Source organism: Chitinivibrionales bacterium (assembly GCA_035516255.1).
Taxonomy (GTDB): domain Bacteria; phylum Fibrobacterota; class Chitinivibrionia; order Chitinivibrionales; family FEN-1185; genus FEN-1185.
On the sequence record DATJAL010000047.1, the window covers coordinates 68,835 to 85,031 of the forward strand.

11 protein-coding genes are annotated in these 16,197 nt (G+C 58.4%); 6 read left to right on the forward strand and 5 right to left on the reverse strand.

Going from position 1 to position 16,197, the window contains the following annotated elements; all coding sequences use genetic code 11:
• Window positions 1-172: 172 nt before the first annotated feature.
• The 3 genes from VLX68_13550 to VLX68_13560 all read left to right on the forward strand — a co-directional run bounded on the left by VLX68_13550 (window position 173) and on the right by VLX68_13560 (window position 5,887).
• Complete coding sequence (locus VLX68_13550; protein HUI93266.1) at window positions 173-835, forward strand: DUF4159 domain-containing protein; 663 nt, start codon at window positions 173-175, stop codon at window positions 833-835.
• Window positions 817-4,128 (forward strand): hypothetical protein, encoded by a 3,312-nt coding sequence (locus VLX68_13555; GenBank protein ID HUI93267.1) that lies wholly within the window; start codon window positions 817-819, stop codon window positions 4,126-4,128. The genes VLX68_13550 and VLX68_13555 overlap by 19 nt, the downstream gene beginning before the upstream one ends.
• A 208-nt stretch (window positions 4,129-4,336) precedes the next feature.
• Complete coding sequence (locus VLX68_13560) at window positions 4,337-5,887, forward strand: radical SAM protein (GenBank protein ID HUI93268.1); 1,551 nt, start codon at window positions 4,337-4,339, stop codon at window positions 5,885-5,887.
• A gap of 156 nt (window positions 5,888-6,043) precedes the next feature.
• Here the strand turns inward: VLX68_13560 and VLX68_13565 are convergent, their stop codons facing one another.
• From VLX68_13565 to VLX68_13585, 5 genes are all read right to left on the reverse strand, one after another.
• Complete coding sequence (locus tag VLX68_13565; GenBank protein ID HUI93269.1) at window positions 6,044-6,658, reverse strand: hypothetical protein; 615 nt, start codon at window positions 6,656-6,658, stop codon at window positions 6,044-6,046.
• 76 nt (window positions 6,659-6,734) lie between these two features.
• Window positions 6,735-7,853 carry a flavodoxin-dependent (E)-4-hydroxy-3-methylbut-2-enyl-diphosphate synthase gene (ispG, locus tag VLX68_13570; protein ID HUI93270.1) on the reverse strand — a complete coding sequence of 373 codons (1,119 nt, stop codon included), beginning with the start codon at window positions 7,851-7,853 and terminating at the stop codon, window positions 6,735-6,737.
• A gap of 170 nt (window positions 7,854-8,023) precedes the next feature.
• Complete coding sequence (locus VLX68_13575) at window positions 8,024-9,169, reverse strand: hypothetical protein (GenBank protein HUI93271.1); 1,146 nt, start codon at window positions 9,167-9,169, stop codon at window positions 8,024-8,026.
• Between the two features lie 752 nt (window positions 9,170-9,921).
• The gene (locus tag VLX68_13580) at window positions 9,922-11,136 is read right to left on the reverse strand and encodes an SPASM domain-containing protein (protein HUI93272.1); all 1,215 of its coding nucleotides are present in this window, start codon (window positions 11,134-11,136) and stop codon (window positions 9,922-9,924) included.
• A 372-nt stretch (window positions 11,137-11,508) separates the two neighbouring features.
• Window positions 11,509-13,434, reverse strand: coding sequence for an ABC-F family ATP-binding cassette domain-containing protein (locus tag VLX68_13585; GenBank protein HUI93273.1), 1,926 nt, complete (start codon window positions 13,432-13,434; stop codon window positions 11,509-11,511).
• Between the two features lie 564 nt (window positions 13,435-13,998).
• Between VLX68_13585 and VLX68_13590 the strand changes: the two genes are divergently transcribed.
• Genes VLX68_13590 through VLX68_13600 form a run of 3 tightly spaced genes read left to right on the forward strand, consistent with a single transcriptional unit; the run spans window position 13,999 to window position 16,116 of the window.
• Complete coding sequence (locus tag VLX68_13590) at window positions 13,999-14,436, forward strand: transcriptional repressor (GenBank protein ID HUI93274.1); 438 nt, start codon at window positions 13,999-14,001, stop codon at window positions 14,434-14,436.
• 4 nt (window positions 14,437-14,440) lie between these two features.
• The gene (locus VLX68_13595) at window positions 14,441-15,343 is read left to right on the forward strand and encodes a zinc ABC transporter substrate-binding protein (GenBank protein ID HUI93275.1); all 903 of its coding nucleotides are present in this window, start codon (window positions 14,441-14,443) and stop codon (window positions 15,341-15,343) included.
• On the forward strand, window positions 15,340-16,116 hold the full coding sequence (locus tag VLX68_13600) for an ABC transporter ATP-binding protein (GenBank protein HUI93276.1): 777 nt from the start codon (window positions 15,340-15,342) through the stop codon (window positions 16,114-16,116). Before VLX68_13595 ends, VLX68_13600 begins: the two co-directional genes overlap by 4 nt.
• The last annotated feature ends 81 nt before the right edge of the window (window positions 16,117-16,197 follow it).

The window sequence follows — 16,197 nt, forward strand, 5'->3', positions numbered from 1 at the left end:
TTTCCCCCTCGCCCTGTGGGAGAGGGGGTCAGGGGGTGAGGTTGCACGAAAAACCCAACAATTCCGTTTATTCCGCGACAATCTCTTCCTTCATGAACAAATTCATCCAAAATAAGGTATTTTACCCCCTATAGCCGTAATTCTGTCATCATATGGGACATCAATTATCATCATGAAAAAATATCTTCCACTATTATTCCTCATCATCATTTTTGCGAACGCCGTCAACGCGGAGAAAAACCCGTGCGAGCTGACCATTGCGGTGCTCAAGTACGGCGGCGGGGGCGACTGGTATATCAACCCGTCGTCGCTGCCCAACCTTATCACGGCGCTGCATGAGCGCACGGCCGTGCCGGTCTGCGACACCGTCGCCACGATCGAGATCATGGACGAGAAATTGTTCCGTTACCCGTTTTTATACATGACCGGCCACGGCAACGTCCACTTCACCGACGCCGAACGGCTGCGGCTGCGCAAGTTTCTCGCCGGCGGCGGATTTTTATGGGCCGACGACTGTTACGGCATGGACAAATCGTTCCGGCGGGAAATGGCCTCCCTGTTTCCGGAGAACCCGCTCGTGCCCATCGGCAGTGGCCATCCCATTTACAAAAGCAAATACGCCCTGCCCGGGCTGCCCAAGATCCACGAGCACAACGGCGACCCGGCACAGGGTTTCGGCATCTACTTCAACAACCGGCTCGTGGTGTATTACTCCTACAGCTCCGACATCGGCGACGGCATGGAAGACCTTAACGTGCACAACGACGGCCCCAGGCTGCACGAGCTCGCGCTCGAAATGGGGATCAACGTCGTCGTGTGGTTTTTAAACCCATGAATTCCGATCTCGCAATCGTCATGCGTTTTCTGCACGGGCTCCGGCGGCGGCTTGTTGCGGCCGCCCTGGGCCGCCGGATTTCCCGGCTCGCCTCGGCCGTGCTGTTATGCTGCGCGGCCGTGCAGATTCTTTTTGCCGCATTCCCCTGGGTGATCCTGCCCGTGATCTGGGATTTTCTCCTCGCGTTCATGATGATCGCCGCGTGCGCAATCTTCTGCGATCTCTTGTTCCTGCGCAAACCAACGCTGCTCCATGCCGCCCGTACCGCCGAAACCACGGCAAGCCTCGCCCATCCGTGGCTCTCGCTTTCGGTCGAACTTTCCCGTCGGCATAACGGCTCCGATTCATTGACATCCGCAACATTTGAAAAAGCGGCGCAGGCCATCGCCGACACTGCGCCTGCCGCGCCGGGAATGAACTATTGGCGCAACGCGGTCATGCTGCTTGTTTCGGTTCTCGCTTTCATCGGGTCGGGCGGCTTTCTGCAGCCGCAATGCGCCAGGTTCTGGAAAATGCCTTTTTCGTATTTTGCGTCGGTGGCCGCGGAAATTTCTCCCGGCACCATCAGCGTTCCCAGCGGTACGTCGTGCGTGGTGCGGCTTGCGCCGCGCGCGGCGTTTTTTCCCTCGTGCCGGCTCTCGGTGTTCTTTGCCGATGGAGGGCTGCAGAGGAACTCCCTGCTTGCCGCGGACAACGCGGGACGGTTTTCTTTCCGCCTCGATACCGTGACCAGGTCGGTTGCCTACCAGTTCACCATCGGGAATACCGTGTTTCCTGCCGACACTGTTTTCGTTGTTCCGAAGCCGCTGCTGTCGCGGCTCCAGGTCCGCGTGACGCCGCCCGCCTACACCGGCATCAGGCCGTCAACCCTGCTTGACGGACAGGGAAATTTCATCGCCTATCCCGGTACGCGCGCGCACATTTCGCTCTCCGCACCGCACCCGCTCAAGCGGGCGCTGTTCATCTCGTCGCGGAACGACACGGTGCCCTTTTCGGTGTCGCGTTGCGACGCGTCCGGCGACATCACGGTTTCCTCGCGCCTGGGCTACACGTTCGCGCTCACCGACACCTTTCTCCAGAAAAGCGATTCGGTCCCGCTTTTTTCCATCGACGTGATCCCGGACGCGCCGCCGTCGGTGTTCATCGTGAAGCCGGGCCGCAGCGGTGACTGCACGCCGGCCATGAGCGAAACGCTCATGGTGGAGGCCACCGACGACATAGGAGTGCGCGCAACCGGCGTTTTCACCAGGAAGAACGGAGATTCTCCCGTTGCCTATGTCAATCATGATGTTGCCCGCAGCGAGGGGCTTCAGAAACTCGTGCGGCTCGAGCTGCCGCTTGATCTCAACGCGTTTTCACTGTACCCCGGCGACACGCTGTTTTACTGGGCGACCGCGTGCGACAACCGGGAATACGGCCGGCCGCAATGCACGGCCTCGGACACGTTCTTCTTCCGCGTCCCCACGTTCGAGGAGATACAGCAGAGCGTCACCGACGAGCAGAATTACACCGAGCGCGCCCTGTCGTCGGCCGCCAGGCGCAACGACGAAATGCGCCGGTCGCTCGACAACCTCATGAAGGCTTCGCCGGGAAAGCAGCGGCTTTCGTGGGAACAGCAGCAGATCGTGCGGGACCTCAAGGAGAGCGCGGCGGCTCAGGCGGATTCGCTTTCCAAGGCCCTGGAGTCCTTCAAGCAGGCCGTTGACAAACTAAAACGGCAGGACGCCGCTCCCGCCGAGATCCTGTCGAAAATGGACGAGGTCCAGAAGGCCATAGAAGAATTGCGGCGCCAGTACGGCGACAGCCTTCTGTTTTCCCTGCCCTCCAAGGCGGACGACGTTTCTCTGCGCGACCTGCAGGAATCGCTTGAAAAATTCAAAAAGGCGATTCCTGATCTGGCGCAGCGGCTCGAGACCACGCTCAAATTTTTACAGGCGCTCAAGCGCGACATGGAGCTCGGCAGGATGGCGGTAAACGCGCAGCGCCTGGCGCGCGAGCAGCAGGAAAACGCCTCGCAAAAAGAAGCAGGCGCATGCATGAACAAACAGGAAAACCTCTGCAACGGCATTGACGGGCTGCTCAAGGACATCGATAAAAACGCCGGCGCGTCCGGCGATTCCTCGCTTTTTTCAAAGGACCAGTTGCCTGCGCTCGGCCAGATATGTCCGCTGCAGAAATCCCTGCGCTCGTCCCTTTCCAGAAAATCGGTTCCCGGCAGGGACGACATGAATGCCATGGCCGGCTCGCTCATGGCGCTTTCGGAAAGCCTTTCAAACATGCAGGGCTGCGCTTTGGCGAAAAAGCTCGACAAGGAACGCGAGATTTTGCTGGCTATGGCGCATGACGCACTGGACATGTCGGCGTGGCAGCAGTCGCTTGTCGAGGAGTCGTTCAGCCCGTCCGGATCGGCCGGCGAGACCGCCGCGCTCGAGCAGGCGCTCAGGAACTCTCTCGCCGCGAGCAGGGAAAAAATGAACCTGCTTTCCGTGGTGCCCCCGCGGACGCTCTTGTCAATAAAGAAAAGCTACGACAACGCAGACGCGGCGATCGCCAACGACCTTGCCTATCTCTCGTCCGAAAACGCCAGGATCTATTCCCGCGACGGCGAAACTGGTCTCAACGATCTTGTCAGGACCGTGCTCGACGCCCTGTTGCAGCTCGGCAACATGCAGTCACAGTCCGGCGGCGCGGGCGGCATGATGTCGGGCATGCGCAGGCTGTCGTCGAAACAGGCCATGCTCAACGCGGCGACCGGCGGGCTCCTCAGAATGCTGCTCGGCCAGGGCGGTGAGGCAATGGAACGCGAGGGGCAGGGCGGGCGCGATGGCGGAAAAGGCGGGCGGGAAAACGAGCGCGCCCGCGAAGAGGCGGCCGCGGCGCAGAGGGCCATCGCCGACGAGCTCAAGCGGCTCGCGGAAAAATACGGCAAGGAGGCGGGCGCGTCCCTTGACAAAAAGGCACGCGACCTCGAGGAGGAGGCGCGCCGCCTGTCGAACATGTTCGACAACCCGTCGCAGGAGCTGCGCGACCGGCAGGACCGCTTCCTTTCGCGGCTTTTGGAGACCTCGTTGTCGCAGCACAAGCAGGACGAGGGCAAAGAGGAACGGGTGTCGCAGTCAGCGAAAAACATGTTCTCGCCCCAGAGAAACGACACGACGGCGGGTTCCCGCGATTTCGACACCTACTACCGGCTCCGCCAGCGCGCGTTTACCGGGAATTTCCCGGAAAGCTACCGGTTCTCCGTGAAAAATTATTTTGACTCGCTGGGAGTTCTTTACTTAAAAGAGAAATAAAAAATAATGATGCGTTGATGCATTTATGGATGACCAGTGTCACTCCCGCGGAAGCGGGAGTCCATCGTGCAAGAACAGATTCCCGTTCCCCGCTTTCGCGGGGACAAGTTTTGCGGTAATGACACACGGAGTGTTATCCATTTACCGATTGATTAAAAGAAACTCTTCAACCCATCACCCTCTGAACCCATCAACCCGTTAACCCGCGATGCGCATCCTTCTCATCAACACCAACCAGTTAAAGATCCCGTTTCCGGTCATGCCCGTGGGGCTGTGCTCCGTGGCCGCCTCGCTCGAGGCGGCGGGCCACCAGGTGAAGGTGTTGGACCTCTGCTTTTCGCTCAACCCAGCCGCCGACATCGCCGCGGCGGTCGCGTCGTTTTCGCCGGGCATGGCCTGCGCGGGCATACGCAACATCGACATGGCCAACGGCTTCAGGCCCGCGTTCATGCTTGACAAAATAAAAACTGGCGTGATCGTCCCGCTCAAGCGGGTATTTTCCGGTCCCGTCGTGCTGGGAGGCCCGGCGGCGGGGATCAACGGCGCCGAGCTGCTTGGCTATTTTGACTGCGACTATGCAGTGCAGGGCGACGGCGAAGGGACAACGGTCGCGCTCGCGAACCGCATTGAAGCGGACCTGAGCCCGGGCGGCATGGCCGGGCTCATCATCCGGCGCAAGGGCATTGTGGCCGAAGCAAATCCCCCGGATTTTCCAGACGATCTCGACACTCTCCCGCCCTCGCGGCCGCAGAAATACCTTAACTGCGCGCTTTACAAACTGTACAACTCGCCGTTCCCCGTGCAAACAAAACGCGGTTGTGCCCTTTCGTGCGTCTATTGCACCTATAACCGCATCGAGGGCCGTGTCTACCGGCTGCGCTCCCCTTCCGCGATCGCGGACGAGATCCAGGAATTCGCCGCGGCCACCGGCAACCGCACCGTGGAGATCGTCGACAGCACGTTCAACGTGCCGCTTGACCATGCCAAGGCGGTGCTCAGGGAAATTATCTCGCGCAACGTAAAATTGCGCCTGTTAACCATGGGACTGAACCCGCGCTTTCTGGACCGCGAACTCGCGGGACTCATGAAACAGGCGGGATTCGTCGAGGCATGCTTCGGCACCGAGGCGATTTGCGACGACATGTTAAAAAGTTTCGGAAAAAATTTTTCAGTGGCTGACATCCGAGCGGCCGCGGACATCATCCACCAGACCCGCATTCCGGCGTCGTGGTTCCTCATCATCGGCGCGCCGGGCGAAACGGCGAAGACCATCAAAGAGACTTTTTCGAACATCAGCCGCATCGCGGCCCCGCTTGACCTTGTCAACATCGGCGTGGGCATACGCGTGTACAACGGCGCGCCCATTGCCGAAACGTGGAAGGCCGAAACAAAAAGTTCTACACCCGACAATTTCCTCACGCCCGTCGCGTATCAGCCCGGCACTCTCACCATGAAAAAACTCAAGGCCGTCACGCGGCTCGCCGCGGCGCTGCACCATAATTTCTTCATGTTCGACGAGGGCGCGGTCATCCTTCTGCCGGTGAGGATCATCATGGGCCTGTTTTTCGCGAACCAGCCGCTGTGGCGGGGCTATATCGTGATGCGGCTGTTTGAAAAATATTCAGGCGTGTTTTTGGTGAGGGCGCTCATCGCGTGGGTAAGGTGCAATGCGGCGTTTCGGAAAGGGATGAGGGCTATAATGGCTGCAAAGGAAAATAAGATGACAGGTGATCGAAGTCTGTATCGTTATGAAGAATAAACGCACCATGGTGAAGACACAACGCCGCGATGATGCAATCGGCTGGGCTCCCGATATGATTCTTAAAATATTGAAAATGTTATGGCCTTTTATTTCAACCGGCCTACTTTGAGTATACAAGGGAAATGGTCGATGCCAAAACCATCGGAATGTCACTCACCTCTTGGAATAATTCCCGCCCGCGAGCAACACGTTCGATATTTTTTCCGCCAGCTTTTCAAAGCTTGTCCTTTCGACAGCCGGGACCAGGCCCACGTAATTCTCCTGGATTTTCCCGAACGAGACGACCCTGCCCGAATCCGCCTTCAGGTAAACGTAGTCCGCGGAAAAATTAAGCGTCGTCTGGCTGAACACGACGTCCTGTTCCTTGTATTCGACGGTCGCCGAATCGAGTGCCGCATTGTAAACGAACAGGACAAGGTCGCCCGCTTCGGCGCAGGGAAGTCTTCCCGCAGGACGCCATATTCCGGTGTAGGCATTTTTCACCCGAACGGAATCCCCGACAACAGCGGCGGCCTGCCGGCCGCACCACTTCACGCTGCGGAAGCATGAGGTCTTCGAAAGGTTTGCCGCAACGGCCTGCTCAAAGAAACTGACGATCAGGGAATCTTTCCTGCCTTTTCCCAGGATCTTTTCCACGGAGCCCGGGAAGTTGATCGTGGAATTAAAAAACGGCATTATGGTCAGATTGCATGCCGCGAGCTGTGTTCTGTCGAGCTTGACAACAACATACGTGGGAGCACAGGACGCCGTACAAAAGAATACTGCCATGAGGATTCTTTGGGTAATTACTAGTTTGAGCCTTGTCAAAATGCGCCTCGTGTATTCTTTGGAGGTTATTTTCCAGTCAAGAATCAACCTTGGCTTTTTCTTTGATCAGTTTCTGCACATAGCTCCATAAAACATCAAGTAATTTTTCCTCCGGTACCTTCTCCTTCATTTTCCCCTTTACGAAAATCCGCCCTTCGCCCCTGCCGCCCGCGATGCCCACGTCCGCGTCGGCGGCCTCGCCCGGGCCGTTCACGATGCAACCCATGACCGCGATTTTGATGTCCGCCGTGAGCGGGGCAGCCATTGCCTCAACCTTTTCGGCGAGCGCGACCACGTTTATCTGGGTGCGTCCGCACGTGGGGCAGGCGATCACGGTGGGCCCCGGGGCTAGGCCCAGGCTCTTGAGGATCGCGATGCCGGCGTACACTTCGTTGACGGGATCGGAACACAGCGATACGCGCAGCGTGTCGCCGATGCCTTCGGCAAGAAGCGCGCCGATGCCCACGCTCGAGCGTATGGTGCCGGTTCTGAGCGTGCCGGATTCGGTGATGCCGATGTGCTGGGGAACGTCGGTTTTCCGTGACAACAGGCGGCACGCCTCGATCGTGGTGAGGACGTCGCTTGCCTTTATTGATAAAATGATGTCGCCGAACGAAAACTTCTCCATCATTGCAATGAACCCGAGGCCGCTTTGCACGAGCGCCTGCGGCGTTGCGCCGCCGTATTTTTCAAGCAGCTCTTTTTCAAGCGAGCCCGAATTGACTCCTATACGGATGGGGACATGCGCGGCCCTTGCCGCGTCAACCACCTTTTTCACCTTATCTGCCGCGCCGATGTTTCCAGGATTGATGCGCACCTTGTCGGCGCCCGCCTCGATCGCGGCAACGGCGAGCTCGTGCTGGAAATGGATGTCGGCCACGAGAGGTACTTTTGTTCCTTTCCGTATTTTCGCGAACGCCGCGGCCGCGTTTCGGTTGGGAACCGCGACGCGCACGATTTTGCACCCGGCAGCAAAAAGCTTTTCTATCTGGCCGAGCGTGGCGTCAACGTCCTCGGTGGCGGTGTTGGTCATCGACTGGACAGGAATCGGCGAATTGCTGCCGATGGGAATATTCCTGACTGTGATTTGGCGGGTTTTTTTACGGGTGATCATTTCTTGGTTTTCCTGATGATAAATTATTCGATCCGTTTTCACCTCACCCCATCACCCCGGCCCTGCGCTTCGCTTCGGGCCACCCTCTTCCCCTCTCCGTGGCGGAGAGGGGAAGAGGGGCCGGAGGAGCAGGGTCAGGCGAGAAATAACAGAGGCCCGCTCGCGCAGGCCCCCACCACGTGTTCAATCCGGAATAATTTCCATCACGCCGTTCACATCGCCTGCACCTGCAGCGATACCCTCAGCCCGTTCAGTCCCGACACCGCGATGCTGCCCGCGCCCGACTTCAGCTTGAACCCGTCGATGCGTGTGCAGAAGCCGTTCGCGTTGCCCTTGTACTGCAGGTCGACCATGAGCAGCTTGCTCTGCATGTCCCAATTCCGCTCGTGCACGGCCGACACGTTGGGCACCCACGTGAGCGTCTGGATCAGGTCGTTCTTGAGCCGGAAGGTGGAAACGCCGCTGATGGTGATCGACAGGGTCATGCCGTTGTTCTGCTGGTTGTTCCACTCCTTTACTATTTTGTCAAGAAGGTCCCTGATCGCCTTTTGCGACGCCTTGGCGATGGCCTGCGTGCCGGCCGTGTTGGCGCTGACGTGCACCATGGCCGCGTGCTCCTGCGCCGTTCCCATGATGCTCCCCGTGGTGCAATTGATGGCGCGGAGCGTCACGTCGGCCTGCACCGACACCATGCCGCCTAAATTCTGGTTAAGGTTCTTTGCCTCCCTGCTCACCGCGCTGCCCGTGATGATCACCTCCGCGCCGCTCTGCGTGCCGAGCTGGGCCGCTGCCGCCACGTCGCCGGCGATGCTCGCCATTTTTTCCTGCGAGGCGCGGATTGCGGCGCTCGCCTTCGGGTCGACAAGATCGAATTCGTAAGGATCCTTCAGGAACTGGAGAATGGTCGCCTCGGCCGACGAGTTGGTGGGCTCCCCGGTCCCCACGTTGTTCTCGTCGATCACCACCATGGTGCGCGGCTTGTTCATGGACTCGATGAGGATGTGAAACGCGGCAAGGTCCTGGGTGATGGAGCTTTTCGAGAGCACGGCCTTGATCTTCACTTCATAAGACCCGGCCTCGCTTTTCCCTTCCGAGATTTTTTCGTAGCTTTTCACCGAGCCGATGGTCTTGGTGATGATCTGGTCTTTTTTCACCATGAAATTCTCGATTTCGGTCTGCGAAAGAAGTATGGTGCCGATGCCTTTCTCAATGGCGTTGCGCTTTGCCGCCAGAAGCGCCTCTTCCGGGTTCGCCCCTTCGCCAAATCCCTCCGCGACAATGGTTTCGTCCTGGGCAAGAACTAGGCCGGCGCCGAAAACAAGCAGGAACCCCGCGCACAGCGCAATCATTTTCCGCATAGCAATCCTCCTCTTTGTGACCGGAAACAACGGTGAAAGTATGAATATATATTATCTCAAAACTGGTGGCCTGATGTCAATAGTCTATAAGTAAAGAGGCGGGCGTTCCGCGGCTTCGCCACGGCGGCCGTCCTTCCGGTCTCGCCTTTGGCTCGGGCTGCCACGGCCCCTGTATGCCTTCAGCGAGGGCCGGGCAGCACCGCGCTCCAGCACGGCCTCCAGTCCTGCCTAACGCGGCGGCGGAGTTCCAGTTAGTCAACGCACCATCGTGGCGCCAATCGATCGTTTGCAGCGTCAAGTATGACCTCACCCCGGCCTTACAGGCCACCCCTCTCCGAATTGGAGAGGGAAAACGATTTGTTTTTGTCACTTACTTTGTCGTATTACCAAATGAAGTGATGCAGTGGCGCAGTTGTCAAGTATTAACCAACAACCAAGCTAATGGAAATCTTTTCTTGTAATTGGCTATACTATTTGTCTTTTTCCGCCGTGTAAAGCTTGACCTGCCGCAGGCGGATGGTAAGCCACCCGGGTCCCCGCACACCACGAGACTCCGGCGCCAAAGAGGGGGTGTGCATATAAAATCTTCAATCAATATTTTCTCCCTCTCCCATTGGGAGAGGGCGGGGTGAGGTCTGATCACCGCCGCATCCCACGGCAGTGTTTGTCTTGACATATGGGATGCGGCGGAAGCCGGGGGCCAGGGGGGAGACTTCCCCCACCGGAATGTTTCTTAATGGGAAAAGAATTTATCAGAATCCTTGTAACCCGCAGCACCTGGTGCACACCGGCATCAACCCCTTTTTCATCTCGCGCCGGAAGGTCTTGAACTTCTCGCCGTTCCAGACATCGTAGAACGGCGTATCGTTGATGTTGCCGCAGGTGTAGTCCTGGTAGTCGCGGCAGGGCGTGACGCGGCCGTCGGGAGAGACTTCGGCGATGAAGTAGATGCTCTCGCAGCTGGGATAGCCGCAATGCCAGGTGTGGTCGGTGTAGTAGCGCCGGATTTCCTGTTCGGTGGTGATATCGGGCAAAAACTGCGGCACCGATGACCGGCCTTTGGAGATTTTTATGACCTCGGCGATCTGCGCCGCGGTGGCGGCCGGATCGACGTCGTTGAAGCACGATTTAAGGTAGCCGCGGTGGTTCCGGGGCTTGTAGCCGAACCGCTCCTCGAACACCTTTTCGTGGAGCGCGGAGCGCTCCTCGGTGATGAACCAGCCGAAGTAGAACGGGTGCAGCTGCGTTTTGTCAAGGACAAGCCGGTGGATGTCGGCCAGGTGCCGGTGGTTGTCGTTTGAGATGACGCTGATGGGAATGATGAGCGGGAACCTCAGGTTTTTCTTTTTCTTCATGGCGTCCACCTTGTCGATGATCGCCATGGTCTTCTCGAAGTTCTGCGACGACCCGCCGCTCGCGGGCGAGCGCATCAGGTTCTGCGACGCCGCGTCCCATCCGTCAAGGCTCAGAAACAGCACCGACAGCGAGCCGGTGGCCACGAGGTCGTCGATGATGGGGTCGAGCGCCTGGGCGTTGGTCACGATGGAGCCGAGCAGCTTGTACTTGGCCATTTCCTGGAACAGGGGCAAGAGCGGCTTCCACATGGTGGGCTCCCCGCCCCAGATGTAATAGTACGGCCGGTCGCGCCGCGTCTCGAACACCACGCGCTTCACCACATCAAAGTCGAGCTGCTGCAGCTTTTCGCCGCGCGAAAGCTTCGCGTTGAGGTGGCCGTTCTCGCCCCATTGCCCGCACGAGCGGCACCGCAGGTTGCACACCTCGTTGACGCGGAGGGAAATCTGCCCCACCGGGATGTTCTTGTCCCACCGGTGCGGAACAAGGTATTTGCGCACCTGGTGCGGCAGCATGTGCCAGTAGCTCAGGTCTGAAAATGAAAACAGCGGCGGGACGATGTAGTTCCACACGAATTGCGTCGGGAGAAGGGCCTTGCCCCTGAATTTGGCCATGATAATTCTTCCTGTTCTATTTTCTAATTTTTAATCTGGTGGGGGCACCGCTTCGCGTTTCCCCCTGGCCCCAAGCCTCCTAGCCGCGCGTTGCGCGTCTGCGGGGTCTCGGGGCACACCCCCTCCAGCAAAGGGGCGCGCGAGGTCGCTCGCGTTCGCTCGCGATGCGTCGCCCCTTCGCAACGCATCTTCTGCAGTTCATCCCCCTCCGCCTCCGGCACCTCCCCCTTGGAAAGGGGGAGTGACTTTACTTATGATATTCCTGCCTAACGCATCGGCGAACATTTATTCCACTTCAACCTTTACTTGCTCCAATTAACTTCAGTTCCAATTCAAAGAGACTTAAAAATATCTCCTGCTCATTCCTGTTTCTTAATTTTCCTCATACTCTGCAAGTTTTACCTGTAAAGTTTCCCACTCGACCACCAACTTCTCGTTTTTCTTTTTAAGGTCTTCGAACGCCATTGCGGTGTCATGAAGCAAGCCGTAATTGGAGGCGTTGACGGGATTGTTGAGGATGTCGTCGGCCGCCTTCATCTCGGCTTCCATTTTTTCTATGTCCTTCTCGAGCTTTTCAATCCTGCGCTGGGTCTGCTTACGTTCCTCTTTTCTGCGGATCCTTTCCTTCTTATCCTGTTCGGCTGCGGAAATCTCTTTTTTCGATGACGGCGCGGGTTCGTCGCTCTGCGAATAGCCGGCCTCGAGAAACGAGCGGTAGTCGGCGATGCTGCCGGGAAAATCCTTGAACACGCCCGGCCGCATCTCCACGATGCGGTTCGCGATGCGCGAGATGAAGTATTCGTTGTGCGACACGAACACCGCGGTGCCCGCGTAAGTCGCGAGCGCGGCGGTGAGCACCTCCACCGACTCGACGTCGAGGTGGTTGGTGGGCTCGTCGAGCACGAGCACGTTGCCCGGCCGCGCCATGATGCCCGCCAGGACCAGCCGCGACGTCTCCCCGCCCGACAGCACCTTCACCTTCTTGTCAACGTCGGGACCGCTGAACAGAAACGCGCCCAGCACGTTCTGGATAAACGTGCGTTCACCCGAGCCGCTCTCATGCGCGATGGTTTCGAACAGGGTTTTTTCCACGTCGAGCTGCTCGAGCTGGTGCTGGCCGAAATAGCGCAAATCGACGTTGTGGCCCACCGTGAGCCTGCCTTCCTGCGGCTTGAGGCCGCCGGCAAGCAGCTTGAGGAGCGTCGTTTTTCCCGCGCCGTTGGGGCCCACCACCGCGATCTTGTCGCCCCGCGTGACCGTCAGGTTGACTTTGTTGAATACGGCCGCGTCGCCGTAGGAAACCGAAATGTTTTCCAGCTTGAACGGCACGCCGCCGCTCTGCGAAGGCGACGGGAACCTGAACCTGATCGTCTTCTGCACCCGGGGGACCTCGGGCAGCTGCTCCTTGAGGTCCTCGACGAACCGTATCCGCGACTGCACCTGGGACGCCTTGGTGGCCTTGGCGCGGAACCGCTCGATGAACCGCTCCTTTTGCGCGATCTGGCGCTCGAGGTTGGCGCGGGTGCTCTCGTCGGACCGGTCGCGTTCCTCCTTGTACATCATGTAGGCGTCGTAATTGCCTTTGTAAACGGTCATCCCGCCGGCCGAAAGCTCGGCGGTGATGCCCGTGGCGCGGTTCAGAAAGTCGCGGTCGTGGCTCACCACGATGAGCCCGCCGCGGTACCTACGCAGGAACGTCTCGAGCCACACGAGCGAGTCCATGTCGAGGTGGTTGGTGGGCTCGTCGAGCAGGAGCATGGACGGCGACAGCAGGAGCAGCCGCGCGAGCATGACGCGCATGCGGTACCCTCCCGAGAGCTCCTGCACCGGGCTTTCCCATTTGTCATCAGGCACGCCGAGCCCCGCGAGGATGGATTTCGCGCGCGACGCGAGCGAGAACGCGTCCACGAAGTCCATCTGCGCCTGCAGCGCGTCGATTTTCTCGAGCGCCTTTTTAACGTGCCGGTGGTCGCCGAGGCTTGCCGACTTCGACGCCGCCTCGTACACTTCCTCGTAATCCAGCAGATGCGAGAACGGCTCCAGCACGATCTCGAGCGGGCTCGCGTCGCGCACCGTTTCCACTTCCTGGGCAAGATACCCAACGGTGGTGCCCGACGTCACCGCCACAGTGCCGCTGTTGGCCTCCTCTTTTCCCACGATGAGTCGCAAAAGCGTGGTCTTGCCCGTGCCGTTCCTGCCGATGAGCGCGACGCGGTCGTCATCGTAAAAGGAAATGTTGAGATTATTGAAGATGACCTGGGAGGAGTAATGCTTTTTAATGCCGGTGAGGGAAATCATAGTGTTCTAAAATAATTTCTTACTAAATAAGATGGGCGTTCCCATTCTTGCTTTACATAGACACAATTATCATGGCGCCTGCCGGTCACGGTACCGTGCCTCCTTCCGGGCTCGGCTAGTCGCCTCGTTGCCGGACCGCCCGAAGTCGCCTTCGGTGAAGGGGTGGCCGGCAATTCGCTCTTGCTCACCCTCCAGTCCGCACTGGCGCAAAACATCATCCTGCGTATTTTGTTAATCTGGATTTCAAATTCTGACAGGAACGAACTGTCAGAAAATGTCAAAGCTATAATATTTTATCTTCATCCGCCGTGTAAAATTTGCGCTGCCGCCGCTGTCTCGCCAGCCACTAAGTATCTCCGCAAATCATGGGTGTATCGGCGCCAAAGAGGGGGTGTGGGTGCAGATCGCCGCCGCTTTCATTTTCATTTTGGATTAGCGTTGTGGAAGCGGCGGAAGCTGCACCCCAGGGGGAGACTTCCCCCGCCAGAAAAACACAATGTTTTTCAATTGCAACTGACTTGCATTTAAATTTATATTGCAATTCAAGGAATTGCAGGAATCATCATGAAGCTTTCTTCCTTTGCCAAAAACCTCGAACAAAACGCGTCCCGACTATTATCCGACCGCGGATTAAAGAAGACGAAGACCCGCCTCTCGATCCTCAACCTGCTGCTGTCCTCCAAAAAGCCCCTGAGCCACCAGGACATCAGCCACAAGATACCGGGCCTTGACAAAGTGACCGTCTATCGCGTGCTGTCGTCGTTTCTCGATAAAAACATCGCCCACCGCATCGAGACGCAGGACCATGTATGGCATTTTGCCGTGTGCCCGTGCGGCCATACGGCGCACTGCCACCCGCATTTCTCCTGCCGCAAGTGCGGCAGGATCGAATGCTTGTCGGATGTAAAGCTGCCGGTCTGGAGCCGCTCCGCAACCGGCCATGTCGTGGAAAACCAGGAAATCTACCTGCACGGCCTGTGCGTGCAATGCGCGACACGGTGACAAAATGAAGCACATTTCCCTTTATATCCTTGGGGCCGCGTTGCTCGCCTTCTGCTTTTGCGTCCAGAAGCGCGCGGGGCGGATCGAAAAACCCCTGGTATTCGTGAGCATTGTGCCGCAGAAATACTTTGTCGACAAAATCAGCGGCGGCCTGGACAGCTGCCTCGTCATGGTGCCGCCGGGAACCAACGCGCACTCCTACGAGCCGCGGCCGGCGCAGATGTCGCTCTTGTCAAAGGCAAAAGCCTACTTCGCCGTGGGCCTGGAATTCGAAGGGCCGTGGCTGCCGAAGTTCGGCGCGCTCTCCCCGGCGCTCCGCATCGTGCACACCGACAGCGGCGTCAAGAAAATCCCCATGGAAATTCCGGATTCAAGAGGCGCAGTGCGCCACGCCGACCAAGGCGAGAGCGGGCTCGACCCGCACATCTGGCTGTCACCCGAACTTGTCAAACAGCAGGTCGCTTCGATCACCATAGCCCTGAAAAGTCTCGACACCGCGCACGCGGAAGTGTATGAGAATAATTCTTCGGCATTTGTCCGCGAAATAGATTCTCTTGAACTCAAGCTCCGCAGGATACTGCCATGTGATTCGGCAAATCAATCATCAAATAAAAGGGCATTTCTCGTATTTCATCCCACCTGGGGATATTTTGCCAGGGATTTCTGCCTCAAACAGATCGCCATCGAATCCGAGGGAAAGGAGCCGGGCCCGCGCACCATGAAAGCCCTCTTGGACGCGGCGCGGCAGTATCGCATCCGCACCGTGTTCGTGCAGCCGGAATTCTCGCGGAAAAGCGCCGAGGTCATTGCGCACGAAATCGGCGCAAGTGTAGTCGACGCCGATGCGCTTTCCTACGATTGGCCGAACACACTCTTGACCGTTGCGCAAAGGATTGCGGGTCAATGACCGAAAAACATGATGCAATTCCCGCCCTCGAGATGACGGACGTTTCGTTCTCCTACGGCGACGAGGCCGTTCTCACAGACGTTTCCCTTGTCGTCAACCGCGGCGATTTCGTGGGCATCATCGGGCCCAACGGCGGCGGAAAGACCACTTTGCTGCGCACCGCACTCGGCGTGATAACGCCCGCGGCCGGGACCGTCCGCCTTCTGGGCGCCGCACCGGAAAAAACACGGATGCGGGCGGGCTACATCCCGCAGGAGACCTCATCGAACAAATGGTTCCCCATTTCCGTGACCGACGTGACGCTCATGGGGCTGCTCTCGACGCGGCGCATGTTTAGCCCCTACACGCGGCAGGACCGTGAAAAGGCCGCCGCCATTCTCGGCGAGCTCAAGCTTTCCCATCTTGCCGATAAGAGCATCGGCGAGCTTTCGGGGGGACAGCGGCAAAAGGTGCTGCTCGCGCGCGCGCTCGTGTCGGAGCCGCAGATATTGTTCCTCGACGAGCCCACGGCCTCGATCGACGCCATGGGCCAGGACGAAATCTACGAGCACCTGCTCGCGAAAAACAAGGCCGGCACCACGGTGGTGCTGGTGACGCACAACGTGGGCGCGGTGTCGGCGTACATCAGGTCTGTCGCGTGCGTCAACAAGCAGTTGTTTTACCACGCCGACGGCGTGCTCGACGAGAAGAGCGTGACCGCGACGTTCGGCTGCCCCGTTGACCTCATCGCGCACGGGCTGCCGCACCGGGTGTACCAGGCGCATAAGCATTAATAAAGAGGTTGAACGGTTGAAAAGTTGAGGAGTTGAGGAGTTTAGACACAGTTGACCGTAGACCGTCAACTTGAAGAAGGC

Coding starts and splice junctions, on each gene's coding strand:
- VLX68_13585 (HUI93273.1), bottom strand. CDS start 13,434: ATGATTTCCCTCACCGGCATTAAAAAGCATTACTCCTCCCAGGTCATC.
- VLX68_13560 (HUI93268.1), top strand. CDS start 4,337: ATGCGCATCCTTCTCATCAACACCAACCAGTTAAAGATCCCGTTTCCG.
- VLX68_13565 (HUI93269.1), bottom strand. CDS start 6,658: ATGGCAGTATTCTTTTGTACGGCGTCCTGTGCTCCCACGTATGTTGTT.
- VLX68_13575 (HUI93271.1), bottom strand. CDS start 9,169: ATGCGGAAAATGATTGCGCTGTGCGCGGGGTTCCTGCTTGTTTTCGGC.
- VLX68_13595 (HUI93275.1), top strand. CDS start 14,441: ATGAAGCACATTTCCCTTTATATCCTTGGGGCCGCGTTGCTCGCCTTC.
- VLX68_13590 (HUI93274.1), top strand. CDS start 13,999: ATGAAGCTTTCTTCCTTTGCCAAAAACCTCGAACAAAACGCGTCCCGA.
- VLX68_13550 (HUI93266.1), top strand. CDS start 173: ATGAAAAAATATCTTCCACTATTATTCCTCATCATCATTTTTGCGAAC.
- VLX68_13580 (HUI93272.1), bottom strand. CDS start 11,136: ATGGCCAAATTCAGGGGCAAGGCCCTTCTCCCGACGCAATTCGTGTGG.
- VLX68_13600 (HUI93276.1), top strand. CDS start 15,340: ATGACCGAAAAACATGATGCAATTCCCGCCCTCGAGATGACGGACGTT.